Here is a 25,828-nt window from a genome sequence, read left to right on the forward strand (position 1 = left end):
TCCTGTTTTTTCTATGCTTTTTTATTCGGAAAATTAATTCTTATCCAAAACAAGTTTCTTTATCACCTGATTACCGTCTTGTTTAATCCGTATCAGGTACATTCCACTAACATGCTCCGACAGATCGATCTGAATCTGATCTTCAGAGAGGTAATATCTGCGGAATACTTCTGCTCCGGCAATGTTACTTACCGAAACTTCGGTTCCATCAATCGAGGTCGATTCCAACTCGATATTCACCAAACCTTTTGATGGATTTGGATACATGGTAACATCAAATTCCGCTTGACTGAAACCGCCAATTCCAACCGGTAACGGCAATACACAAACCCCGAAAGTATCTGCGGCCATTGCTCCGGAGTCATCCATCGCCGAAACTACAAATTCGTAGCATCCGGTATCTGTTACGGCTGGAGTACAAGTTAGATAGTACATCGTATCTTCTTCGCTGAGCGAGATCCAATCTGGCATTAGTCCTTCAAGTGGCGCAATTCTAACAGTTAAACTGTCATCATCAACATCGTCGAACAACACTCCCAAAGTCTTACTAATACTTATATCTAAAGTATAAGTTGCCATAATTGTTGTGTCTGCAATTGTATCGAGCAATACCGGTGGAACATTTCCGCCATGATGTCCTGACACTGTCAACACAAAGGATCTTTGTATTGAAGCACCTGATTCATCAACAACAGTAACTGTAATAGTATCTGTACCATTCATTCCAGGAGACAGCAAAATTGATATTTCACCTTCAGTACTACCATTTTCATAGTTGGTTGTCAGGCTACTAACAAGCTCTGTATTCCGGAATGCTGCGTTAACCGTAACATCCTCTCCCAGACAATCTGCGCCCGACCCAATTCCTGTTAGCGCAATGGTTACCACACTTCCATTTGATACGCTCACGTTTTTAAGTACATCAATTGTAGGCGAAGCATTTGTTGTTGTAACGATTACATTAAACGATACCGTGTCAGTTACTTCACCCATTTCAACCTGCCAGGTTTCAACTGTTGTTCCCACTGAAAATAAACCGTCGATACCCAAGCCGTCGATTAGTGTTAGCTTGGCACAACTTTCGCCTGTAAATGCTGCCGGATAATCGATTGTGGTTTCGCACTGGCCTGCTTCAAGACTTACTTCAACATCCTCCAAATCGGTATCAAAAATGGATTGAACATATACTTTGGTTTTGCAGCTACCCGAATTCCCTGCTTCATCGGTCACGGTTACTTCAACGTTTACCGAATCGCCTATCTGCTCACAGGTAAATACCGAAGGGCTTATTTCAATTACCAGACTATCAGTTGGTGTTGCATTATCAAAACTTCCGGCAGCCAGTGCATGCTTGTCGTTTTCTGTTAACTCATAATTATTCGACGATAATTCAACAGTGATAGTATTACAGACTACTTTTGGTGCGCTATTGTCGTTAACAGTAATTGTGGTTGTACAACTATCAGAATTACCCGAAAAATCGGTTACATAAAAAGTCACCTTGTTTTTACCAAGATCGGCTCCGGTAAATTCACTTTTAGATAGTCTCATTTCAGCAATGCCACAAACATCTGATGAGCCGGCATCAACCATCTCCGGTTCAATGCTCGCCAGCCCCTGCTCATCTAATGTTACTTCAAGATTCTGACACAGTACTTCCGGTGCCTGCTCATCGGCTATGGTAACAGTAGAAACACAGGTTGCAAAATTACCAGCGTAATCAGTCACCTTCACCTGAACCAGATTCTCGCCAATATTGCTACAGTCAAATTTTCTTTTGTCAAGAGAATACTTAGCAATTCCACCGGCATCATAGTCACTTTTTATAACCATCCATGAATTTATACGGGTAGTTCCGTCGTCATTCAGTGCCACATGAATATCCCGACACTGCAATTCAGGAGCGATGGTATCGCGTACTGTTACAGTGGCTGTAGACACCGACGTATTACCATTCACATCGGTGGCGGTCAATACGATTGTGTTATCCCCCACATCCTCACCTTTAAACGAAGACTTATTAAGTTCAATTGATTCTATTCCGCAGGCATCGTAAGAATCTACCACAATATCAGCAGTCGTAATCGACTCTACACCATCTTCTCCCAGGGAAATAACCATATCTTTTGTGTGAACCACAGGTGCTATCGTATCTAAAACCGTTACGTAAAACGTACTGCTGTTTGAATTCCCATGAATATCAATTGCAGTTAAGGTTACGCTGACTCCACTTGGTCTGAAACCGCCTGCACTTTTCTCCATAACCAAAACAGGTTCCGGCACATACCCAACCAAAGTACAGTCGAACGAATCGCGCGACAGGTACATCGTATCAATTCCGCAATTATCTGTTGTTCCGGCATCAATATCGGCAACAGTAATTGTTGCTACCCCAGCAGAATCGAGATAAACCGTAATGTCTTTACTCAATACTTGAGGAGCTGTCATATCTTCATTTAGTACCGAAAAGGTTGATGAATACTCAGTACTCAAGTTATATAAAGAATTAATCCCTTTCACACGGTAATAGTAGGTTTTACCATTCACTAGTCCTGATACATCCTCTGAAACAATAACATTTGAGGAGATCAGTTTATTTTCATAACCTCCCAGAAAAGTACTAAAGTCAGCAGATTCAGATATATCCAGCTTATAACCTGTTGCTGAACTGTTTTTAATCCAATTGACAGTAAAACTGTTACAGTTAATATTTGAAGGAGCAGATGCTTCTTGATCAATCATTTCTGTTACAAATGCTTTTTGCTCCCCAAAAACTGTATCTAATTCATTTAGTGCATAAGCTTTTACGTAATATTTAGTCGCTGGAGATAGACCAGTAACAGATTTATTAAAGCTTACGCCTTCTGTGGGAACACCAAGATTAGAATATTCTCCGTCAAAACCAGGGTCCTCAGTTGTTCCCCAACAAAAGCCATGTTCTGTTGCATTCGGGGAACCAATTTCAGATACAACACCATCAAATGTCGCAGAAATTGAATCAACGCTCGTGATATCATTTGTAAACACTACTGGTACAGGTGGAACTTCATTCCAATTTATAGTAACAGTGGAGCTGGAAATATTAAGTACTTTTGCATAAATATTATCAACACCTACTTCTGTTCTACCATAGGAATAAACTGCTTTACCGGAAGCATTGCTATATGCACCTCCCTGGAGGTCTCCTATTCCGGAAATATAAAAATTAACCAAAACACCTTCCATTGGAATACCATCCGAATCAAGCACTGTAGCAGTTACACTTCCATCATCCTTAATATCGACCGTTTGTTCTGATGGAGAAATACTTACTTGATCGACACTTGCAACAGGAGCCAACGACATCCCCCCAGCATAACCATAAGAATTATATGGATTAACACCATGTGAAAACACCCCAAAAGGCATAGCTCCAAGAATAGTATGATTTCCCTCCGAAATTTCGATACGAGCACCATAATAACCACTTGACCCAATTTCTGTAAATTCAGAAGCAGGAATAACAGTTCCATCCATAGTTATATTGGAATAACCATAGCTGGGTGCAACAATATTTAAATAATGAGAGGCAAAATTTAATGGAGTAGTTACAATATATCCTTTAAGAAACTGATCCTGAGGCGGAATAACCATCATCATTGGATCACCTAAACTACCATTTCCGCAATAAGTTCCTTTACCGTACTGAACCACCAATACAGGCTTATCTGCAACAACTTGTTGTGCTTCATAAAACTGATAAATTTTCACCTCTCCGGCATCTAACGTAAATGTTCCTTCAGAAGTGGTTTTTATTGTCGTTCCATCTTCATTTCCTATTATTTGCAGATAATCAATATTTCCCGATCCCAGGTCGGTTTCGCCACTTGGAAGTACCACAAAGTTTAACCCATATGAATCTGTTGGAGGAAGTTGTTCGATTAAGTGGTCGCAAGCACAACACGAGAAGTTTGAACACTGATCACCCGAAAATACAGCAACTGGCTTGGAAGCACTTACTAAAGCCCCAATTGTAGATCCCTTATAAAAATAAACCTCTCCTTTATCTAAATTTGTTGAAAATAGATTTGTTCCCGTTGAACTAATCATATCAACAATCGTATTATCTTCAGTTGCAATAACTGACACCTGACCTCCATTATATCCTGCAATTCGATATTCATTCCCTAATCCATCTACAGGTAAAGCCGCATAGGCATCTGTTGAATATTCATAATAATTAAGACCGTAAACGGCAATTTCATCATCACTGGTAATATAAAAGGCATTTTCACTAATACCGATACTCGATAGTAATGCAGATAGAGGAACAGTTACCGATGCTACCTCCCCGCCTGTAATTGTAACATTTTGGCTAAAACCAATTGCGTTGTTTACAATTGTGGCACTTGCATCATTTTCCGCCGAAAGAAAAATCTTTAAATCAGTAGTATACGTATAATGAAAATCAATCCAAAATTCGGATCCTTTAGTATCAATTTGAGAAAATGAGCAAAAGGTAATAAGTATAAAAATTGTCAGTAAAAAATATCTTTTCATAATCTTGTTGCTTAGTTATTTCCATTAAGAATTACATTAACCTTCAAATTATATTCATCACTATTCATAGCAGGAAAGGTTAGTTTATCTTTAAAACAACCACCTTCTAATTCTTGGTCTGTCAAAATATCACAAACCTCATGATAAGGATTTACTGTAGGATTTTTTGGTGTAAAATCAACCTCACAACGAACACTCTTATCCGATCTATTAATTATTTTCACAACTAAATTTTCAGAGGTATTGCAACTAGTTCTTTTCTGATAAAACTCCACCCCTTCCTGAACCTTAATAAGTTCCCAATCTTCACTGAGAAAAGAAGGAGAGTCGCTAATTGGGATTGGCTTTATAAAATCATTTTGTGCCAACGGGTATGACGAAATAAATTCGCCATAATTCGGGTTTTTCATGTCACTATTTCTCCGGTCCAAATAACTATCTGCATTGGCAGCAATTACACCAAGAAACAGCAAAAAAATAAAAGTAATTTTTTTCATTTTATGAATTCTAGTGGTTTGTATAAATATTAAAGTATCTTTCTTTAAGTTCTTAACTGAATATCATTATTAATACCTCCTATTGCCATGTAATACAGTCATAGATCTCCACAAAATTCATATTCGGTCCATTTATAATATTACGTGTAAACCAAAGAACCCAACAGTGCTTTACATAATAATTCTCACAACGTTGCTCATTTCATGTTTCAGTGTTTATTCAATCTCTTAATGAGTATTCACTAAAACTTAAGCAAATCACAACCTATCTTTCAGACTGTATTAAGGCAGGAATATTAACAATAAGCGTCACGGTTTAATGATTTCAATTCGGGGGCGAAATTAATGAATCCCGAATCACCAAAATTTACCATATGTTAAAAAATAATGTTAAATAGAAATAATGCTTTAAAGGAAAAGACAACTGAATACCGGGTAAAGAATTATATTTGCTATCCACCTAATTTGCTGAAACAAAAAATAAAAACATGCTAATGACAGATAGGGATAACACTCTTCCATACATCGATCAATTCAGGGAATTTATCACCCATACCAATCCTATTTCAGATAATTCATGGAAAAAACTGTGTACTATAATGGAATTCAGGAAATTTGAGAAAGGAGTACGTCTACTCGACTACATGCAGGTTGAAAACTCGCTTCGTTTTGTAGGAAAAGGAATTGTAAAATGTGAAGATCATTACAATGAAAAATCGTTTGTTTACGATTTCAGGGTAGCCCCTATAATCCTGGCCGAAACTGTTTCGTTGTTGAACGGCACCCGTTCGCGAATTACCCTGGAAACAGTTACCGAATGCGAACTGATAGAATTACCCCGAATAGCTTTTATGGAGATCATGTCTTCCTCTCTAGATATTACAAGGTTCGGCGCCTTTGGAATTGTCAACTATTTAGGGATGACACATTATAAGCAGGCGCTACTTCGAACGCTTAATGCCGAAGAACGATATAAACAATTTCTCAAAGAATTTCCATCGGTAGCTTTGGAAGTTAAACTTGAAGATATTGCATCGTATATTGGCGTAACTCAGCAAAGCTTAAGCCGGATCAGGAAAAATATAATCTGGGAAGAAGGTGAAAAAGAGCTGGAATATCTAAGTAACGAGCTGGAGGTAGTACATGGGAAAAATGCGACTATATTTTAGTACCAAAAAACAGGAACCAAACGGCTCCTGTTTTTTTATGCTACGAAATATTTACTCGCTTAAACCATCGGATATTTTTTGAAAATATCTTCTGATTTCATTAAAATGTCGACATATTGTGCGCGCTGATACGCAAACGGATCTTTCAGGTTTTTACGCGAAAGTTTTCCCCTGAAATCATCAAGCGTTTTATATCCTTTATCGTCCATCCATTTATTAATATCGATTAAAATATCGGAAACTACCGATGGAGAATTACGATAAATAGTACTTACCATTTGTACCACATCGGCACCGGCAAGCAGCATTTTTATTACATCGTTGGCATCGTAAATACCACGACTCACACAAACACTTCCCTCAACATTACCGTGCAACAGACCCGCATAACGCAAACCTACCATATGATCTTTCGGATTACTTAATTCCCATGGATAGAAATATTCTTCTTTTTCAATATCTATTTCGGGTTGGAAGAAACGGTTAAACAGCACATAACCATCGGCTCCTGCTTCATCAACCTTTTTAATAAAATTCAATGGATTGGTGTAAAACAAACTCATTTTTACACTCACAGGTATTTTTACCACTTGTTTAATGGCTTTTACAATCTGCACCTGCTTTTCTTCAATCGATTCGCCGGTAACTTCAAAATAACCCGGTACCGCGTATAGATTTATTTCCAAACCGGCCACTCCTGTTTTTTCCAGTTCCTGCGCATATTCAACCCAGGTTGGTTCGTAAATAGCGTTCAGACTTGCAAATACCGGCACATCAACACTTTTAACCAGTTTCTCAACATTGTATAAATGTTCTTTTGGCCCGGCGTGCTCCAGTCCCGGAAAAAGATGTGTCATTTCAGCGTTTCTGTTTTCATATTCGCTGAGTTGCTCATCCATCTGAAGACTTTCGAGCTGAATTTGCTCTTCGAAAAGCGATCGATACACAATTGCTCCGATTCCTGCTTCTTCAATTTGTTTGATTACATCGGGTTTCGACACCAGATTGCTGGCTCCCAAAATCAGTGGATTTTTTAACTCGATGCCCATGTAGGTTGTTGTAAGATTTGCCATGGTAGTATTTTTAATGATTAGAATTTACGTTTTTCTTAGTGTAACTGAATTTACAAATAATTTGTTCAATAAAGAAGTTAAATTTTGTTTATACGCGATAGACCGATCGGTGATTTACAAGATTGAAAAAGAGCTTTTTTGAGAATTAAAAACACAAAAAAACCACCTGCCTCCCGACAGATGGTTTTGTATTTTATGTTTATAAATCGCTTACAACAAACTCAATGTTACAGTTAATCCGGCCATTACAACCGAAACCATAGTCATCAGTTTAATCAGAATGTTCAACGACGGACCTGATGTATCTTTAAAAGGATCGCCAACAGTATCGCCAACTACACCTGCTTTGTGTGCTTCGCTACCTTTTCCACCGTAATTTCCTTTTTCGATGAATTTTTTAGCATTGTCCCATGCACCACCGGAGTTGTTCATAAATACCGCCAATGTAAATCCGGCAGTAAGACCACCGGCCAAAAGACCGATAACACCAGAAACACCCATTGTAGCTCCAACCAAAATTGGAACAATAATAGCTACCAACGATGGCAACAACATTTCGCGCTGAGCACCTTTTGTAGAAATCTCAACACACTTAGCGTATTCAGGAGTTCCTGTTCCGTCCAGAATACCTTTAATCTCGCGGAACTGGCGACGCACTTCTTCAACCATTGCAGAAGCTGCACGACCCACCGCTTTCATGGTAAGAGCACTAAAAAGGAAAGCCATCATCGATCCAAGGAAAAGTCCACCTAGGAACATTGGGTTGAACAGCGTAATATCGTATGCTGACGAAAAATCAGTTACCGAAGCAGTAGAAATTTTCACGGCCTTCATTCCATCCTGAACGGCAGGAGCAACATCGTTATAGAAAATAAAATCGCCTTTTGTAACAAAACCTTCACCGGCTTTGGCAATTTTACCAAACCACAAACGAACTTCTTCCATATAAGCCGAAATAAGCGCCATTGCAGTAAGCGCTGCAGAACCAATCGCAAATCCTTTTCCGGTAGCTGCGGTTGTATTTCCAAGCATATCAAGTGCATCGGTACGTTCGCGAACCTGTGGATCCAACTCCGACATCTCGGCATTACCTCCTGCGTTGTCAGCAATCGGTCCGAAAGCATCGGTTGCTAGCGTAATTCCCAAGGTAGAAAGCATACCTACCGCGGCGAAACCAATTCCGTATACTCCCATAGCAAATTCGGAACTACCTCCGGCAGCATAAAATGCTCCAACAATACCAAGAACAATTGTTACAACAGGAATCCAGGTTGAACTCATACCAACAGCAATACCATCGATAATGGTTGTAGCCGGACCTTGCTGAGCTTGCTCTGCAATACCTTTAGTAGGCTTGTATTCATCAGAAGTATAATATTCGGTAGCCTGACCAATAATAACACCGGCAGCCAAACCAATAATAACAGCCCAGAAAACACCCCATGTAATCCAGCCGGCAAAGGCCAAACCTACAAGAGCGAAAAGAATAAGAACAGAACTACCAAAAGTTCCGATAAACAATGCACGCAGCAATGTTTTTTGTGTTGCCGATTCTTTTGTGCGCACCATGTAAATACCAACAATCGAAAGAATAATACCAATTGCAGCCACAATCATTGGAGCGGTTACCGCTTTAATCGGATCGATACCGGTTTTTTCCAATGCAATTGCAGGAAGTGCAGCACCCAACGCAGCGGTTGCCAGAATTGAACCTGCATACGATTCGTACAGGTCGGCTCCCATACCAGCCACATCACCTACGTTATCACCTACGTTATCAGCAATTGTTGCAGGGTTACGAGGATCGTCCTCAGGAATACCGGCTTCAACTTTACCTACAAGGTCGGCACCAACGTCGGCAGCTTTGGTATAAATACCACCACCAACACGTGCAAACAATGCCTGGGTAGAAGCACCCATACCGAAAGTCAACATGGTTGTAGTTACTTCAATCAGTTTTTGGTGATCGGTAGTTCCCGGATGAACAAACTCAAGCCCAATAAAGTGCAGGCCGCTTGCCATGTGTTCCGGAGTAAACACTACCTCGGTAAGAAACAAGTACCACGCAGCAATATCCAACAATGCAAAACCAACAACAACCATTCCCATTACCGCTCCACTTCGGAAAGCAACCTGCAATCCTTTATTTAACGATTGTGAAGCGCCATGGGCGGTACGCGCCGATGCATACGTAGCTGTTTTCATACCCAGGAAACCACAAAGGCCTGAGAAAAAACCACCAGTAAGAAATGCAATAGGTACGAATGGATTTTGAACTTTAAAGAATGCCATAATGGCAAGCAGTATGAAAAGCACAACAAATACAATTCCTACTACTCTGTACTGTCGTTTTAAGTAAGCCATAGCACCGTCGCGAACGTACTGGGCTATTTCCTTCATTCTATCAGTACCTTCTGAATTTTTCATCAACGATTTGAAGAAAATCCAGGCGAACACCAATGCCAAAATAGAGGCAATGGGTACGATCAAGAAAATATTACTCATAAGATGATAATTTTTAGTGTAGCTTCTGGCTACGGTTTAGTATTAAATTGAAAATTGTTCTTCTTCTGGTTTCCAGTCTGGTTTTACAAAAAAAGTTTTTGCAATAGACAAAGATAAATTTCTTAACGAGATGAGGTTTATTAGCTTATGTATTTGACAACAGGTTGAAAATTTTTTAACACTAATGTAAAAAGCTTAACATCGCCGGAACAATTCAACTCATATATTAACTTTCAAATAGATTTTTGATACCCATTTTAACTACTTTACAAAATATTGCTACTTTCAGCATTAAATAAATTACATTTTGAATTTACAAATGAAAAAACTTTACTTACTTATTTTAATTATTGCCCTATCGATTGGCAAATCAGAAGTGTCAGCACAGGAATTCTCCGGGTTCTTCAATTTTACCTATAACGAAGACGACGGTAAACTTGAACTGGCAGTTGATCAACTTAACACCGAGTTTTTATATGTTACATCTCTGGCCTCGGGCGTGGGGTCGAACGATCTTGGTCTCGATCGTGGAAAATTAACCGGAACGCGCGTTGTTAAGTTTGTAAAAGCCGGCAATAAACTACTGTTGGTACAGGTTAATTACGATTACCGTGCTTCGAGTGATAACGCCGACGAAGTAAAAGCTGTTGACGATGCTTTTGCCACATCTGTTTTGTGGGGATTTACCATCAGCAAAGAAGAAGCCGGAACCTACTACCTTGATGCCACTGATTTTCTGCTCGAAGATCGCGGACGTGTAGCAGCAACTTTGCAGGGTTCGTACAAGGCTGACAAATCAAGGTCGGCAATTTACCAGGCGGGATTAAGAAGCTTCCCGAAAAACAGCGAATTTGAAGCGATACTTACTTTTACAGGAAAACCTTCAGGAAGATTGGTTGGCAGTGTAACGCCGTCGGCTGATGCAGTTACAATCAGGCAACATCATTCGTTTATCGAACTACCCGACGACAATTATAAAAAACGCGAATTTGATCCGCGTGCCGGCTACGGCGGAATCAGCTACATGGATTATGCGACTGCTATCGACGAACCTATAACAAAACGTTATATCCGTCGTCACCGCTTGGAGAAGAAAAATCCAAATGCGGCCATGAGCGAACCGGTTGAGCCTATCATTTATTACGTCGATCGCGGAGCTCCGGAACCAATTAAATCTGCATTAATTGAGGGTGCCAGCTGGTGGAATCAGGCGTATGAAGCCGCCGGTTTCAAAAATGGCTTTATCGTAAAAGAGATGCCCGAAGGAGCCGACATGCTGGATGTTCGATATAATGTAATTCAGTGGGTACACCGTTCAACACGTGGATGGTCGTACGGAGCATCGATAACCGATCCGCGCACCGGTGAAATTCTGAAAGGACATGTTTCACTTGGCTCTTTGCGTATCCGTCAGGATTTTATGATCGCACAGGGATTGATATCGCCATACGGTGACGATCCTAAAGAAGTGGAGCGCGCTAAAGAAATGGCACTTGCCCGCATCCGTCAGTTATCGGCACACGAAGTTGGTCACACCATCGGACTATCGCATGCTTACAGCTCAAGTGCCGAAGGACGTACATCCGTAATGGACTACCCGCAGCCGCTGGTTAAAATTAAAAATGGTGAAATTGACCTCTCGGAAGCCTACGATGATAAAATTGGAGAATGGGACAAAGTTTCTATAGCCTATGGTTACGCACAGTTTCCTGAAGGTGCAGATGAAAAAGCCGAATTGGATAAAATTCTTTCAAAAAGTATGAAAAATGGCCTTTCCTTTTTATCCGATGCTACTTCTGCCAGCGGTGTTCATCCGTACACCCACCAATGGGATAACGGCGAGAATCCATACGACGAACTGCTTCGTATGATGGAAATTCGGAAAATAGCACTGAAAAATTTTGGAGAGAACACCATTCCTGAAGGCACTCCATATGCAACGCTGGAAAATGTTTTGGTACCGATCTATTATTTCCACCGTTACCAGATTACTGCTTCAGCAAAAGTATTGGGCGGACTGAATTATCGGTATGCGCTAAAAGGCGGCGACCAGTTTGTTACCAAAATGGTTCCGGCAGAAGAACAAGAAAAAGCGCTGGATGCATTGCTTGCAACGCTTACTCCTGAAGCACTGGCCATTCCAGAAAACTTATTGGAGTTAATTCCGCCGCAACCAATGGGATATTACAGGAGCCAGGCCGAAAACGTGAAATCAAAAACAGGAACGACCTTCGATCCGCTGAGTGCTGCAGAAGCACTGGCCAACATGGTTTTTAGCGAAATTACCGATTCGAAAAGAGCACAACGTATGCTTGAATACCACAGCCGAAATGTAGAATTACCCGGTTTAAACTCGGTTCTGGATCAAATTATTTCGGCTACCTGGAAAGCAGAAAAATCAGACGGTTATTACGGAGAATTGGAGAAAGTAGTTGATAATTCGTTCCTGACTTATCTTGCAGCACTTGCAACCGACGAGACAGCTTCAAGCGAAGTAAAAGCTATTGCCTGGTTGAAATTGCAGGATCTGCTTTTATTCACCACACAGAAATACGCATCAACAAACGGAGCATTAAAAGCACACTACGGTTATGCGATGTCACAGATCACTCAGTTTGAAAAAGATCCTGAGAAATTTATTATTACCCGCGATGCTCTGCCGCCACAAGGGGCACCAATCGGAATGGAATAAAAAATATTAAGGGGCGAATGTTGTTCGCCCCTTTTTCATTTCAACTATTTACGCCAAACATTTTGTTCCCTCAATTGCAAAACTTAACTTCAACCTGTGTAAACGGATTACATCTCAACAAAATACATCCGGCTACAGTTCTAACTAAACCTAACTACCTATGAAAACCAATCGTCTCATCCCGCTCTTCCTTGGAATTATTTTTCTGTTCAGTTGCACCACTAAACAGAAGGCTACAAATGCCGATGTTGTAATTTACGGTGGAACTTCTGCTGCAGTAACTGCTGCTGTTCAGTTGGCAAAAATGAATAAATCAGTAGTAATTGTATGCCCCGATAAACATCTTGGTGGACTAACATCAAGCGGACTTGGTTTTACCGATACCGGAAACAAAAGTGTGATTGGCGGACTGGCACGAGAATTTTACCAGCGTGTGTATTCGCATTACCAAACCGAGGAGGCCTGGCAATGGGAGAAGCGCGAAGAATATGGCAATACCGGACAAGGTACACCTGCAATTGATGGTGATAAACGCACGATGTGGATTTTTGAACCTTATGTAGCTGAACAGGTCTTTGAGGATTTTATCAACGAAAATAATATTCGTGTTTTCAGAGATTTTTGGCTCGACCGTGAAAATGGCGTAGAAAAACAAAACGGCAACATTGTTTCAATTACGATGCTGAACGGCGAAAAGTACACGGCAAAAATTTTTATTGACGCCACTTACGAAGGAGATTTAATGGCTGCCGCCGGAGTGAATTACGCGACTGGCCGCGAAGCCAATGAAGTGTACAACGAACAATGGAATGGCATACAAACTGATGTATTTCACCACGGGCACCATTTTGGAAACATGAATATCAGTCCTTATGTTGTTCCCGGCAATCCCGAAAGTGGCGTTTTACCCCTTATTTCAACAGCTGATCCGGGTAAAAAAGGCGATGGCGACAAACGTATCCAAGCCTATTGTTTCAGAACGTGCCTCACAAAAGTTCCTGAAAACCGTGTTCCTTTTGAAGAACCTGAAAATTACGATCCCGCACAATACGAACTGCTGATTCGGGTGTTAGACCACGGATGGCGCGAAACCTTTAATAAGTTCGACCCGATTCCCAACCACAAAACCGATGTAAACAATCATGGTCCGTTTAGTTTCGATAATATCGGAATGAACTACGATTTCCCGGAAGCCTCTTACGAGCGCCGGGCCGAGATCATTCGCGAACACGAAAACTACCAAAAAGGATTGCTCTATTTCTATGCAACCGATCCACGGATTCCTGCCGAAATACAAAATGAAATGAAACAATGGGGTTTGGCAAAAGACGAATTCACCGACAACGGGAACTGGCCCCACCAGATTTATGTGCGTGAGGCGCGCCGTATGATTGGAGAGTTTGTAATGACAGAAAATGAGGTACTGGGGAAATCACCGGTTACCCACCCGATTGGTATGGGCTCGTATACTATGGATTCGCACAACACACAGCGTTACATAACTCCGGAAGGTTTTGTGCAAAACGAAGGTGATATTGGCGTTCATCCTCATTTACCTTATCAGATTGCACTCGGATCGATTCTTCCCAAAAAGGAAGAGTGTGAAAACTTACTGGTCCCGGTGGCTGTTTCAAGCTCGCACATTGCGTTTGGATCGATTAGAATGGAGCCTGTTTTTATGATACTTGGGCAAAGTGCCGCTATGCTGGCCGCAATGTCGTTGGAGCAAGAAACTCCCATTCATGAACTTCAGTACAACGAAATAAAAGCTAAACTTGAAGCTGTGGGGCAGGTGCTGGAACATCAGGAGATAGAATAAAACAAATCCCCACAACCAATGGCTGCAGGGACGTAAAATAATACATCTCAATTATGATAGTTATAACATAAATTCGAACTTCGACTTATAAAGTCACACCTGTTTTAAAAATGGCAATTTCCTTAAATCCGGTTTTTTCGTGGTTTAATTGTTTGCCACTGGCAATTTCAATGATAAACTGAACAAAGTCTTCCAAAAGCTCGTCCATTGTTCTTCCTTCGAGCAGCGTGCCGGCGTTAAAATCTATCCAGTTTTTCTTTTTATTGTACAAATCCGAATTGGTAGAAATTTTCATCGTTGGCACAAAACTACCGAACGGCGTTCCACGGCCGGTGGTAAACAATACCATCTGACAACCGCTGAATCCCAGTGCCGATGCAGCCACCAAATCATTTCCGGGTGCCGACAACAAATTCAAACCTTTTGTTTTTAGCGGCTCAGCATATTTTAACACGTCAACCACTGTTGCAGTACCACCTTTTTGGGTACATCCCAGCGATTTATCTTCGAGTGTTGATATACCTCCTTTTTTATTTCCCGGCGACGGATTTTCGTAAACCGGCAAATTATGCTGCAGGTAGTAATCTTTAAAATCGTTGATCAGACTTACCGTTTTATCAAAAACCACTTTGTCTTGAGCGCGCTCCATCAACAGCGTTTCGGCACCAAACATTTCAGGCACTTCGGTAAGAATTGTTGTTCCTCCCTGAGCTACCAGAAAATCAGAAAAAGCTCCCACCAGCGGATTGGCAGTAATTCCTGAAAAACCATCCGATCCACCACATTTTAAACCGATATTCAGCTCCGACAACGGAACAGCCTCTCGTTTATCGGTGTGCATCACTTCGTAGATTTCTTTCAAAATCTCCAGCCCGGTTTCAACTTCATCCTCAACATCCTGGGCAGCCAAAAAGCGCACACGGCTTTCGTCGTAATCGCCAATAAACTTTTTCAGGTGATCGATCTGGTTATTCTCACAACCCAAACCAAGTACAAAAACGCCACCGGCATTCGGATGATTGATCACATCGGCCAGTGCCTTTTGCGTGTTCACATGATCGTCGCCAAGCTGCGAACAACCGTAGCTGTGTTTAAACACTTCTACTCCATCGATATCAGTCGGATTTACTTCCTGCTTAAACATATCGATTATCTGCTGCGCCTGTCCGTTTACACAACCAACAGTTGGCACAATCCACAGCTCATTGCGGATTCCTACTTTTCCGTTGCTGCGTTTGTAGCCCTGAAATGTAAGCTCTCGTTCAGAAACGGCCAGTTCATTCAATTTCTGATCGAACGAATAATTGATGGTGCCCGAAAGATTTGTTTTCAGATTCTGAACATGAATGTGTTCTCCGGCTTCGATGGCTTGTGTAGCATGGCCAATCGGCGCACCATATTTAATAATATCCTCGTTTTCGGCAATTGCAGCAAGTGCAATTTTATGTCCTTTCGGAACATCACCAACAACCGTTAGCGTCTGTTCTTCAACAACAATGTTTTCTCCTGCCACGAAATCTTTTAAGGCAATAATTACATTGTCAGTTGGATTTATTTTTATGAAGTCTGCCATTTCTCTCTTTTTAAAATTTCTCGCAGATGGCGCAGATAACACAGATCTGAAACTATTAACTCCAGCGTAATCCGCGAGAAAAACATTGTTTAATTGCTCATCTTGTCAATGGTAATCTGCATTAGCGGATTGTCTTCGCTAAGCACCGCTTTTACCGCTTTTTTCATACCCACCTGTGTAATCAGGAACAGGTAGTGACTAACAGTGATTGTCAGGTTTGGAATATCATTCAGGTTTTGTTTCCACACCTTATCCAGGCTCAATACTTTTTCACACAAATTGTAGATCGAAATTGGTCGACCGTCGCATTCTGCCCAGGCTTCTTTGTAAAACTCAACGATCCACTCATCATCCTGAACGCTGTATTCTTCGCCATTGGCCTCGCCTTTAAAGTACGCGATCATTGCTGCCAGCGAGAACACCAGTTTTTGTGGCAACATACCGTGTTTTTGTTCGAAATTTATCAGCGAAGGTAAGTTACGTGTCTCCCATTTCGACATGGCATTTAAGGCAATACTTTGCCATTGGTGACGGATAAAAGGATTCGCAAAACGCTCCAAAATCTTGTTGGCAAATTTTTTCAGCTCTTTCTCTGTTCCGTCAAGCACTGTCAACACCTCATCGTAAACCAACTCTTTCATAAAACTACCCACCTCGAGGTTTTCGTAAGCATCGCGAACCGTTTCAATACCACTCAGGTACGACACGGCATAACTTCCGGTGTGACAACCGTTCAGCACCTGTACTTTTTGCTCGCGGAAACGTTTCATGTCTTTTACAAACTTCACTTCCAAACCGGCTTTTTCTGCAGGGAATTCATCCTGTACCCATTCCGGTGCCTCAATCACCCACAAGTGGAAATATTCACCCACAACAACCAGGTTATCTTCGTAACCCAACTCCTCCTGAATTTCTTTGATCTCTTCGCGTGGGAAACCAGGCACAATACGGTCAACCAGTGTGCTGCAGAAACAACAAGCTTCGTTTACCCAGCTGATAAAATCGTCGCCAAGGTTCCATTTCTCAGCATGTTGTAAAACGAATTTCTTTAGAATATCGCCGTTACGATCGATCAGCTCACAAGCAAAAAAGATCAAACCTTTTGATTTGTCACCATCAAACTCTTTGTAGCGCATGTACAACATGGCAGCCACTTTTGCCGGAAACGAGGTCTGCGGAGTCATATCCAGCGTATCGTTTTCTTCCCAGCTGATACCGGCTTCGGTAGTATTCGAAAATACAAAACGCAAATCAGGATTCAGAATACTTTCTTTATACGAATCAAATTCGCTATATGGGTTAATTCCTTTATTGATACAATCAACCAGCGAAAACTCAGTCACAGGTTTTCCGTTTTTAATTCCTTTCAGGTAAACGTGGTAAAGCCCGTCCTGGTCGTTCAACATATTAACCATACCATTTGGCAGCGGCTGCACCACATCAACACCGGCGTTAAAACCGATCTCTTTATTCATTTTATCTACGATCCAGTCGGTAAAAGCGCGTAAAAAATTTCCTTCTCCAAACTGAAGTATGCGTGTTGGGTAGCTATTTGTTTCAGTTGCATTCGTACGATTTAATTTCTTCATCTGCTAAAATCTATAACCTTATTCTTCAGGTGTAATTAGTACTTTACTATTTGTGTTGAGCGGGCAAATATAAGTTTAAAATGTTTTCCGTTAACGTTAACGGCAATGAAAATTTTAGCCTATTTTATCCGAAAAACAATTGATTAAAATGCAGAAAGTGCCTGTTTTCAGGGAATTAACACGCTTATTTTGACTGAATAAAAATGACAGATTTTTTCGGACTGAGTTAAACTAATGTTAACTGATATGCAGACAGTTACACATAACACCACGCTAATCAACTGATTTTCCGTGTGCCTACACGAATAAACGTACAGTACAGCTCGCTTGTGCTATTTCTTTCCGGGGATCTTTAAAAGCTAACACCGTGTTTTATGAAATCAGGAATTAACGGTTTGCGGAGGAAAGATTTTAACAAATACCATTCGTACTACCGGAGAAACGATCAGTAGGTTTAAAGGCAAAGCTGCGGCAAAGTTCAACATTACTGTTTTTGGATAAACCTTCAGTGCGTTCAGTGTAAATCCCTGGGTTAGAACAGAACCGAAAATCGACATTAGAAGCACCATAGAAACTACCATTGTTGTTGAAAGGCTTAAAATCACAATTACTTTTTTGGTTTCGGGTTTTAAAATGGAGAATACCTGTTTTTTAGCAATTGGTCCCACCACAAAATAATCTAAAATAAAGGCAACAATAAATACCAACCATATCTCTTTAACCAGGAGTGTGAAAACCCCGGCTGAGAAACCATTGTGAAGGATGATGTTATACAGCGTCATTCCGAACACCATTCCAAAACACATCATTACGGTAAATAAATTTTTTTGCAGTTTTGTTTCGCCCATTGCTCTAACTATTAATTTCTAACTTTCGGTTGGCAAAACTATAAATTTGTCTTATTTTGTCAACCTAGTTGACGTTTAACGAGTGAAAAAATGAATTATGATAGCAATAATTTAACGCTAATTGATCTGATTAGTGAGCAACATGCGCACTTACGAAGAACCGTTGAGCAACGTTGGAAAGAACAATCTGACATCCGGTTTTCGCATGCGGAATGGCATCTGCTTTCGAAGATCGATCAGCAGGATTTAACGATATCGCAGGCAGCGCTAATAGTTGGAATATCGAGACAGGCGATGCAAAAGACAGTGAAAAAACTGGAAAGCCAGGGATACATTTCATCTGCATTTCGCGATGGAAATAAGCGTGATAAATTTTTAAGTCTGACAAAAAACGGACAGGAATGTTGCGATAAAAACAATCGGTTAAAGGCAGAAATGGAAAAAGAGCTGGAAAAACAACTGGGTAAAACTGAAGTTAAAAAACTAAAAACGCTCTTTCGAGATAAATGGCTGAAAGAATGACAATTACACGCCCCACCCCAAGCATCCACGATAATTAATTCTGCGATCAGAAAATTGGTTTTATTCAATTATCCACCTCTTTGAAACAATTATCCACCGAATTCATACTTTTGTCGAGTACTTTTATCGCTTGGTAATAAACCAATAAAATAGACAAAAGTAGTCTGCGGATTGCGGGCACTACAACTGTGCTACAAAAAAATGAAATCCGGGTAAAGACAGCTTTTTTAGTTACAAATCATACTTATAACAACTCAATGAAGTCTCAAAAACTTAGCGTACTAGAAAAAATTGGCTACGGTTCGGGCGATGCTGCCGTAAATGTAGTTATCTCCTCCATGTTCCTCATCATCACTTATTTTTACACCGATGTATTTGGGCTGAAACCAACCGACGTTGCCCTGATGTTTTTGCTGGTACGTCTGATCGATGCGGTTAGCGACCCGCTGATGGGGCTAATAACAGATAAATATAAATTTAAAGCAGGTCGTTTCCGTCCTTACTTTTTGTACCTGTCGGTTCCGTTTGGGATTTCGGTTTTCTTAACCTTCACCACACCGGGTTTCGATTATGCAGGAAAACTGATCTATGCCTATATAACTTACATTTTTGTGACACTGATGTTCACATCGGTTACCATTCCATACATCTCGCTAATTGGGGTACTAACCAGCGATCCGCAGGAACGCCTTTCGGCTAGCGGTTACCGACTTTTCTTTGCAAAAGTTGCTGCATTTATGGTGTCGATTGTGGTTCCTATTCTTGCCGAAAAACTGGGCAAAGACGACATTGGAAGAGGTTATCAGTTGGCTATGGGAATAATGGCACTGATGGGAACCTTGATGTTCTTATTTAGCTTTTTCACCACCAAGGAACGTATAGAACACGTTGTTGATAAAACACCATTTTTCCAGCAGTTAAAATACCTCGTAAAAAACCGCCAGTGGCTTATTTTATGGGGATCGTGTATGTCGGGAACTGTCGGTTATGTTATCCGTAGTTCGGTGGCCATTTTCTACGCCAAATATTACCTGGGAGGCGATGCCGGTATGCAATCGACTTTTATGGGAACCGGTGTGGCTGCAGCCATAATTGCAATGCCGCTGTCAACCCTAATTACGAAACGTTTCTGTAAAGTAAAGTTGTTCTGGATGTCGCAATTTGGTGTTGGAATCATTAGCGTACTGATGTTTGTATTGGTAAAACCAAATCCCGACAGTGTGATGCTGGCTTACGTACTCTATTTTATTCTTTCGCTGGTGGTTGATGTGCATGCTCCGGTTTTCTGGACAGCCATTGCCGAAGCGGTTGACTACGGACAAGCCGAATTGGGCAAACGTGTTTCGGGACTGGCATTCGGAGGTATCTCATTCGCGCAGAAAGCAGGTATGGGAGTTGCCGGTGCTGTGGTAGGTTTGTTACTCGATGCATTCGGATATATTCCAGATGAAGTTCAGACAGAAAGCGCACTTATGGGGCTGGCACTTATGCTGACTTTAATTCCCGGTGTTTTCCACGTGATCAATGGTTTGTTGATCTACCGTTACAAGATCACCGATAAATATTACGAAACGATAAAAGCAAAACTTCATATTTAAGATGGATACTACAGGAAAAAATGCACCGCTGGTTGAGCAACGCGCCGATCCGTTTGTGTATAAACATACCGATGGTTACTATTATTTTACCGGCTCAGTACCCACCTACGATCGTATTGAATTACGAAAAGCCAAAACAATAGACGGCTTAAAAGATGCCCAAACTTTCGATGTGTGGTTTAAACACGAAAGCGGGCCAATGAGCCGTCATATCTGGGCGCCCGAAATTCATTACCTCAATGGCAAATGGTATGTTTACTTTGCTGCCAGCGAAGAAGATGACATCTGGGCCTTACGACCATACGTTTTGGAGTGTAAAGGACAAGACCCGTTAAACGACGAATGGGTTGAGCTGGGACAAATGCAGCCTGCCGACGGCGATGAAAAAACTTTTATCGACTTTTCGCTGGATGGAACTGTATTCGAAAATAACGGGAAACGCTATTTCTGCTGGGCCGAAAAAACCGGCGGACAGTTTGCCGCATCGAACCTGTATTTGGCAGAAATGGAAACGCCCGTTAAACTAAAAACCGTGCAGTTTATGCTTACCACACCCGATTACGATTGGGAGCGAATCGGTTTTTGGGTGAACGAAGGACCGGCAGTAATTAAAAACAAGGGCAAAATCTATATATCGTTTTCGGCAAGTGCAACCGGCGCCTGCTATTGTATGGGATTGATGGAAGCCGACGAAAATGCCGATCTGCTGGATCGTAATTCGTGGAAGAAATCGAGATATCCGGTACTGGAAACCGATTACGAAAAAGAAATTTACGGACCGGGACACAACTGTTTTACCGTTGCTGAAGACGATGTTACGCCGCTTTGTATTTATCATGCGCGCGATTACGAAAAAGCTGTTGGCGACCCAACGGTTGTTCCGAAAACCGATACCCGCCCGCTGGAAGAAATTATCGAAGATCCCTTGTACGATCCGAACCGTCATGCACGGGTGATGGAAGTAACCTTTGATGCCGACGGACGACCGGTATTTGAATTTTAATCAATCTTATTTTTTAATATTCCAAAAGGCTTTAGTGTTTCTTTGAAATGCTAAGGCCTTTTTTTGGTTTGGGTTTTCTAATCCTCTGCCCATACAAGAATCCGAGAGAGTCAAAGGGAATTGATAAGATTGCTTCTCTCGTGCCTCGCTCGCAATGATGAATTGGTTTTGAAGTGTAGGGTAGCGGACAATGAGCTAATTCATTCCGGCACGATTCTGAACTGTCCGCTGCCTTTCACAAATTAGTAAAGTTTCATTGCGATACCGATGAGAAAAACGAACCGGTAGAAGCAATCTAATCCTCCGTCCCGATTTCATCGGGACACCTCCTTTACATGAAGGAGGACGCAACAGCTTGCCTCCCATGCTTTCTTACTTAACTTTATAAAAATCAACAAAAAAGAAGTTATAAAATTCCCGGCTACAAATTATCACCTGCAACCAGGAAAAATATATTACGTATTCATAAACATGTACGTTTCCGCATAGCGTACACTTAGGACATAATTATGGGGAGAAAAAAACAAAAACCAATTTTATCCGGTGTCCCGGCCTGGGCATTATCTCTAATAACTGCATTGGTATCACCTTTTCTTTTAGTTGTCATGGGCGGCATTAGTAGTATACTAGCTCCTAATGGTACTTCTTCTAAACTAATTGAAATACTATTCTTAAGTATTTATCCTATTCTTATTGCAGTTGCCTGTTTCTTTATCTGTAAGCGGCATCCTGAAAGCGTTTGGTACACCCCAATAATTTGCAATGCTCTCCTGATATTCCCTGTTTTTCTAGATCCGAATTTTTGGAAATTATCATTTTGGACGGCAGAGTATTGGACAGGACCACCATCACTATGGATATTTCACACTGCGTTTTTATTGGCAGTTATTGGAGCTATTGCAGGCGCTGCAGTTGGAAAAAGAACAAAACCAAACGGGTAAAAATTTTCGAATATAACGTTTCTAATCCTCCGTCTCCTGCCTCGTCCCCCCTGCCTACCGGCATGCAGGCTTGGCGAAGGGGGAATTAAAAGGGGGATTGAGTTTCTCAACATTCTTCTACTAATCCTCCGCCCGTCTACCGACGGACACCTCCTTTAAATAAAGGAGAACGCGGCTGCTTCGTCCCCCTTGGCGAAGGGGGAATCAAAGGGGGATTGACCAAAACAAGACCAAATAATTGTAAGATTATTCGTAATTTTAAACAAAAGTGTTCATGAAATCCTCAAACAATAAAAATCTAAAACACTTAGCTCGAAAACTCCGAAAACAAGGCACTAAAGGCGAAGCAATTCTATGGCGCGACGTACTCAAAGCCCGTCAAATGAGAGGCCATCAGTTCAACCGACAATTTATAATTGAAGATTATATAGTTGATTTTGTTTGCCGGGAACTAAAATTGATTATTGAGATCGATGGCTATTCGCATTTTGTAAAGTCAGAAGAAGATTATGAGCGTCAGACGAGACTAGTAGAGTTGGGATATCAATTTCTTCGTTTCCCGGAAGCGATGGTGATTTACAGAATTGATGATGTGGTTACAGAAATTGATTATGCTGTTGAATGCCTCGAAAATCAAACGGGGAAAGATTTTCGAAAATAGCATTTCTAATCCTCCGCCCGTCTACCGACGGGCACCTCCTTTTCAAAAAGGAGGACGCGACTGTTCGTCCCCCTTGGCGAAGGGGGAATTAAAAGGGGGATTGAATTTACAACTGAGATTGCTACATTTGATCGGGACAGGCTCTTTTCAAAAAGGAGGACGAGGACAAAAAAAGGGATGTGCACATGGCAACATCCCCTTTTAATCCTTTAAAACAAAATTTATTCTATGAATTATCAACCGGCTCTTCTGTTTTCCGGCGTTTTTTCACCACCTCGTTGTTTTCGGCAATAATGGTGGCAATAGTACGGGCAAAGGCGCCGTATGTTTCCACGTCAACGATCTCCATGGCACGCATGTACACCACTATTTTATCGTTGATAAGTGCAAAAAGTCCCGGTTTTAATTTGGTAGCACTGGCCTGAGTGCTTTCCTGTGCTTTTTCCTGTTCGTAGGCAATACGGGTGGCCTCGAATGCCTGCTGGGTTGTTTGCAGGGCGGTTATCACATCGGCACAGCCCGGAAGCAGGGCAATGGCATCCTGTATCTTTTGTTTTGCCAGGTCGACGAGTAGCGAGGCAATCAACGACGACTCGCTGGCATAACTTTCGCCGATAATCCGGAGACCGTATTTTTCGAATACCTTATCTACTGTTTCGGCAGCCTGCTGAATGGCTGCATCGGGGTGATGAAGGAAGCCCATAACGAGGTAGTACAGCGCACGGATCTGTGTATCGCGGGCCTCGTCTTTTTCTTCCAGGTCGCTTTCGGCCTTGCTTCGGTTTATGGCAGCGGTAAGGGCGGCCGACAGGCTTTCTAACTCGGTAAACATGGCACTAAGGTGCGGATCGGAACTTAGGCTGGTGGTTTGGTAAGCGCCAAGCATGCGCATACTAGCGGCGTCAAGTTCAGTGACGCGACTCGCGGTCATTAGTTTGTCAATCATAATTTAAAATTTTAGTTTGTACTTGGTTAACCTTTGCATTTTTACAGGGTAGAAAAAAGTGCTGTGGTTGTTATTGTTAAGTAATTTACGACAACACATTAAAAGACAACAACTATTTTTATATGTTATAGAAACTAATCCTTTGTTATAGTGCATTATAACGACATTGCTCCCCTTTTGTTTCGGGCAGCAAATGTTACGGTAACATTGCTCAACCAAACGCTTACTGAACGAATGTTATGGTAACATTGCGCCACCCGGCTCTTGCCGAACAAATGTTATGGTAACGTTGCTCCACCCATCAATAACCGGACGAATGTTATGGTAACATTGCTTCCCCAGGCAATAGGTGAGCGAATGTTATGGTAACGTTGACCCAAAACCGGCTGATACTGCTGTTGTGAAACAACCATTGTTTTACATTATTTTTTTTACTTTTAAACAACTAAAAACCAAAATTACCGAATACATTGAATCAATCTCTTGCAAATATAACTACCGGAAATTGCTTATTTTCTGATTCGAAAGAGAACAATATCAGCGTGTTGCGGCGGTGCGCGCTAATAATATGTATGTTGCAATGTAATATACACATACGTTATAGCCAATTTTAAACGCAACTATTTTCATTAAACAAGCATCTTAAATTAAAATACAACCAATGAAAACTTATAAAATCACTTTAGCTATTTTAATTTCACTTTTTGCTTTAAGTTCTTGCGAATTAATAGATGATATTTTTACTGATGACTCAGGTATAGATGTTAAAACTTATTCCTGTGATATTCCTAACGTACGAGATATATTTTTTATTAATAAATCTATCGGCTATGCCGTTGGAGGTGAGGGAATGATTAAAAAAACTACCGACGGTGGACAAACATGGGATTCTCAGGAATCAGGAACTACTTTGAGTTTAACAACTGTATTTTTCATTGATGAAAACATAGGTTATGCAACGGGAGCCTATAGTGCAAAGTGTACAGGAGAGGACTGTAATAAAAGTGGATTGATTTTAAGAACAACAAATGGTGGAAAAAAGTGGGAAAAAGAATTTAAACCAGAAATAGCTTTTTTTTACGATTTATATTTTGTTGACGAAAATAATGGGATTGGAATACTTCTTCCATTAGATTTCAATTCTGATAGTAGGTATGCGGTGACCACTGAAGATGCAGGTAAAACTTGGAATTATTTAAATTTGGAAATACAAGATAATATCGGTTTTTCCAACAATCATAGTATCGAAAGAATATTTGTAAAAGATAATGTTGGCTATATATGGGGAGATGAAAGAAAGATTTATAAAAGCACCGATTTATTTAAAACTTGGGAAACTATTCATACACCTATTAAAATACGAAACGCTTCTTTTGTTAATTCTGAAATAGGATTTATATATGGATTCACGCCTGAAACACTGAATTTATATAAGACAATTAATGGTGGGAACAGCTGGAGTAAAATTCCACAATCTGATGAACCAGTTGGATTTTCTCATTTTTTTGATGAATCAAATGGAATTAGTATAGATTACAACTCAGAAGTTTTCACTACAGAAGAATTCCCATTACCAAGTTATCCACAAGCGGTTTCGTCCATTATTTATTTTACAAAAGACGGAGGTACTACTTGGCAAAACGAAGAAAATCCTGAAGTAATATCAGGGTATAATTCTTCTCCAACAGATGACATTATTTTTTATATTAATGATGAAAATACCTATGTTTTAAAACTAAAATGAAAAACTGGCTATAACAAGTTGCAAATTGCATTGCGGGTGCAGTGTGTCTTTCACTGGATGAACGAAATCCGCAACGACAACTTGCAAGTGACCGTTAGCAAACATATAA

General features: G+C 40.9%; 18 protein-coding genes. 9 read left to right on the plus strand and 9 right to left on the minus strand.

Features of this window, described 5'->3' with window-relative positions; translation table 11 throughout:
- Positions 1-33: 33 nt before the first annotated feature.
- Both SLH46_RS16910 and SLH46_RS16915 read right to left on the minus strand, forming a co-directional pair.
- Positions 34-4,539, minus strand: a complete 4,506-nt coding sequence (locus SLH46_RS16910) for a T9SS type A sorting domain-containing protein (RefSeq protein WP_320282388.1) — start codon at positions 4,537-4,539, stop codon at positions 34-36.
- An 11-nt stretch (positions 4,540-4,550) separates the two neighbouring features.
- On the minus strand, positions 4,551-5,036 hold the full coding sequence (locus SLH46_RS16915) for a hypothetical protein (protein ID WP_320282389.1): 486 nt from the start codon (positions 5,034-5,036) through the stop codon (positions 4,551-4,553).
- A 494-nt stretch (positions 5,037-5,530) separates the two neighbouring features.
- On the opposite strand from SLH46_RS16915, the gene SLH46_RS16920 reads away from it, so the two are divergent.
- Positions 5,531-6,205 carry a Crp/Fnr family transcriptional regulator gene (locus SLH46_RS16920; RefSeq protein WP_320282390.1) on the plus strand — a complete coding sequence of 225 codons (675 nt, stop codon included), beginning with the start codon at positions 5,531-5,533 and terminating at the stop codon, positions 6,203-6,205.
- A gap of 59 nt (positions 6,206-6,264) precedes the next feature.
- On the opposite strand, the gene SLH46_RS16925 is transcribed toward SLH46_RS16920, so the two are convergent.
- Together SLH46_RS16925 and SLH46_RS16930 are read right to left on the minus strand one after the other, a co-directional pair.
- The gene (locus tag SLH46_RS16925) at positions 6,265-7,278 is read right to left on the minus strand and encodes a dihydroorotate dehydrogenase-like protein (RefSeq protein WP_320282391.1); all 1,014 of its coding nucleotides are present in this window, start codon (positions 7,276-7,278) and stop codon (positions 6,265-6,267) included.
- 210 nt (positions 7,279-7,488) lie between these two features.
- Positions 7,489-9,783, minus strand: a complete 2,295-nt coding sequence (locus SLH46_RS16930) for a sodium-translocating pyrophosphatase (protein WP_320282392.1) — start codon at positions 9,781-9,783, stop codon at positions 7,489-7,491.
- 319 nt (positions 9,784-10,102) lie between these two features.
- On the opposite strand from SLH46_RS16930, the gene SLH46_RS16935 reads away from it, so the two are divergent.
- Positions 10,103-12,475 carry a zinc-dependent metalloprotease gene (locus SLH46_RS16935; RefSeq protein ID WP_320282394.1) on the plus strand — a complete coding sequence of 791 codons (2,373 nt, stop codon included), beginning with the start codon at positions 10,103-10,105 and terminating at the stop codon, positions 12,473-12,475.
- Positions 12,476-12,635: 160 nt separating this feature from the next.
- Positions 12,636-14,294, plus strand: a complete 1,659-nt coding sequence (locus tag SLH46_RS16940; protein WP_320282395.1) for an FAD-dependent oxidoreductase — start codon at positions 12,636-12,638, stop codon at positions 14,292-14,294.
- Between the two features lie 85 nt (positions 14,295-14,379).
- On the opposite strand, the gene SLH46_RS16945 is transcribed toward SLH46_RS16940, so the two are convergent.
- From SLH46_RS16945 to SLH46_RS16955, 3 genes are all read right to left on the minus strand, one after another.
- Entirely contained in the window at positions 14,380-15,867 is a 1,488-nt protein-coding gene (locus SLH46_RS16945; RefSeq protein ID WP_320282396.1) for a UxaA family hydrolase, read from the minus strand.
- Between the two features lie 89 nt (positions 15,868-15,956).
- Positions 15,957-17,456 (minus strand): tagaturonate reductase, encoded by a 1,500-nt coding sequence (locus tag SLH46_RS16950; RefSeq protein ID WP_320282397.1) that lies wholly within the window; start codon positions 17,454-17,456, stop codon positions 15,957-15,959.
- Positions 17,457-17,836: 380 nt separating this feature from the next.
- Positions 17,837-18,304: a DUF2798 domain-containing protein gene (locus SLH46_RS16955; RefSeq protein WP_320282398.1), complete on the minus strand. Its 468-nt coding sequence runs from the start codon at positions 18,302-18,304 to the stop codon at positions 17,837-17,839.
- Positions 18,305-18,394: 90 nt separating this feature from the next.
- Between SLH46_RS16955 and SLH46_RS16960 the strand changes: the two genes are divergently transcribed.
- From SLH46_RS16960 to SLH46_RS16980, 5 genes are all read left to right on the plus strand, one after another.
- Positions 18,395-18,826, plus strand: a complete 432-nt coding sequence (locus SLH46_RS16960; RefSeq protein WP_320282399.1) for a MarR family winged helix-turn-helix transcriptional regulator — start codon at positions 18,395-18,397, stop codon at positions 18,824-18,826.
- 257 nt (positions 18,827-19,083) lie between these two features.
- Positions 19,084-20,424: an MFS transporter gene (locus tag SLH46_RS16965; protein ID WP_320282400.1), complete on the plus strand. Its 1,341-nt coding sequence runs from the start codon at positions 19,084-19,086 to the stop codon at positions 20,422-20,424.
- A gap of 1 nt (position 20,425) precedes the next feature.
- A complete protein-coding gene (locus SLH46_RS16970) occupies positions 20,426-21,427 on the plus strand; it encodes a family 43 glycosylhydrolase (protein WP_320282401.1) in 1,002 nt (333 codons plus the stop codon).
- Positions 21,428-21,936: 509 nt separating this feature from the next.
- Positions 21,937-22,368, plus strand: coding sequence for a hypothetical protein (locus SLH46_RS16975; RefSeq protein WP_320282402.1), 432 nt, complete (start codon positions 21,937-21,939; stop codon positions 22,366-22,368).
- A 274-nt stretch (positions 22,369-22,642) separates the two neighbouring features.
- Positions 22,643-23,029, plus strand: coding sequence for an endonuclease domain-containing protein (locus SLH46_RS16980; RefSeq protein WP_320282403.1), 387 nt, complete (start codon positions 22,643-22,645; stop codon positions 23,027-23,029).
- Positions 23,030-23,255: 226 nt separating this feature from the next.
- On the opposite strand, the gene SLH46_RS16985 is transcribed toward SLH46_RS16980, so the two are convergent.
- Positions 23,256-23,975, minus strand: a complete 720-nt coding sequence (locus SLH46_RS16985) for a DUF6261 family protein (RefSeq protein ID WP_320282404.1) — start codon at positions 23,973-23,975, stop codon at positions 23,256-23,258.
- 278 nt (positions 23,976-24,253) lie between these two features.
- Positions 24,254-24,388, minus strand: coding sequence for a hypothetical protein (locus SLH46_RS16990; protein WP_320281377.1), 135 nt, complete (start codon positions 24,386-24,388; stop codon positions 24,254-24,256).
- A gap of 248 nt (positions 24,389-24,636) precedes the next feature.
- Here SLH46_RS16990 and SLH46_RS16995 point away from each other — a divergent pair, with 248 nt between their 5' ends.
- Complete coding sequence (locus SLH46_RS16995) at positions 24,637-25,719, plus strand: WD40/YVTN/BNR-like repeat-containing protein (RefSeq protein WP_320282405.1); 1,083 nt, start codon at positions 24,637-24,639, stop codon at positions 25,717-25,719.
- The last annotated feature ends 109 nt before the right edge of the window (positions 25,720-25,828 follow it).

It is taken from the genome of Draconibacterium sp. IB214405, from assembly GCF_033963885.1.
Lineage (GTDB): Bacteria > Bacteroidota > Bacteroidia > Bacteroidales > Prolixibacteraceae > Draconibacterium.

Excerpts from the sequence above, each read along its gene's own strand:
- SLH46_RS16910 (WP_320282388.1), bottom strand. The coding sequence starts at position 4,539 with ATGAAAAGATATTTTTTACTGACAATTTTTATACTTATTACCTTTTGC.
- SLH46_RS16915 (WP_320282389.1), bottom strand. The coding sequence starts at position 5,036 with ATGAAAAAAATTACTTTTATTTTTTTGCTGTTTCTTGGTGTAATTGCT.
- SLH46_RS16920 (WP_320282390.1), top strand. The coding sequence starts at position 5,531 with ATGACAGATAGGGATAACACTCTTCCATACATCGATCAATTCAGGGAA.
- SLH46_RS16925 (WP_320282391.1), bottom strand. The coding sequence starts at position 7,278 with ATGGCAAATCTTACAACAACCTACATGGGCATCGAGTTAAAAAATCCA.
- SLH46_RS16930 (WP_320282392.1), bottom strand. The coding sequence starts at position 9,783 with ATGAGTAATATTTTCTTGATCGTACCCATTGCCTCTATTTTGGCATTG.
- SLH46_RS16935 (WP_320282394.1), top strand. The coding sequence starts at position 10,103 with ATGAAAAAACTTTACTTACTTATTTTAATTATTGCCCTATCGATTGGC.
- SLH46_RS16940 (WP_320282395.1), top strand. The coding sequence starts at position 12,636 with ATGAAAACCAATCGTCTCATCCCGCTCTTCCTTGGAATTATTTTTCTG.
- SLH46_RS16945 (WP_320282396.1), bottom strand. The coding sequence starts at position 15,867 with ATGGCAGACTTCATAAAAATAAATCCAACTGACAATGTAATTATTGCC.
- SLH46_RS16950 (WP_320282397.1), bottom strand. The coding sequence starts at position 17,456 with ATGAAGAAATTAAATCGTACGAATGCAACTGAAACAAATAGCTACCCA.
- SLH46_RS16955 (WP_320282398.1), bottom strand. The coding sequence starts at position 18,304 with ATGGGCGAAACAAAACTGCAAAAAAATTTATTTACCGTAATGATGTGT.
- SLH46_RS16960 (WP_320282399.1), top strand. The coding sequence starts at position 18,395 with ATGAATTATGATAGCAATAATTTAACGCTAATTGATCTGATTAGTGAG.
- SLH46_RS16965 (WP_320282400.1), top strand. The coding sequence starts at position 19,084 with ATGAAGTCTCAAAAACTTAGCGTACTAGAAAAAATTGGCTACGGTTCG.
- SLH46_RS16970 (WP_320282401.1), top strand. The coding sequence starts at position 20,426 with ATGGATACTACAGGAAAAAATGCACCGCTGGTTGAGCAACGCGCCGAT.
- SLH46_RS16975 (WP_320282402.1), top strand. The coding sequence starts at position 21,937 with ATGGGGAGAAAAAAACAAAAACCAATTTTATCCGGTGTCCCGGCCTGG.
- SLH46_RS16980 (WP_320282403.1), top strand. The coding sequence starts at position 22,643 with ATGAAATCCTCAAACAATAAAAATCTAAAACACTTAGCTCGAAAACTC.
- SLH46_RS16985 (WP_320282404.1), bottom strand. The coding sequence starts at position 23,975 with ATGATTGACAAACTAATGACCGCGAGTCGCGTCACTGAACTTGACGCC.
- SLH46_RS16990 (WP_320281377.1), bottom strand. The coding sequence starts at position 24,388 with ATGGTTGTTTCACAACAGCAGTATCAGCCGGTTTTGGGTCAACGTTAC.
- SLH46_RS16995 (WP_320282405.1), top strand. The coding sequence starts at position 24,637 with ATGAAAACTTATAAAATCACTTTAGCTATTTTAATTTCACTTTTTGCT.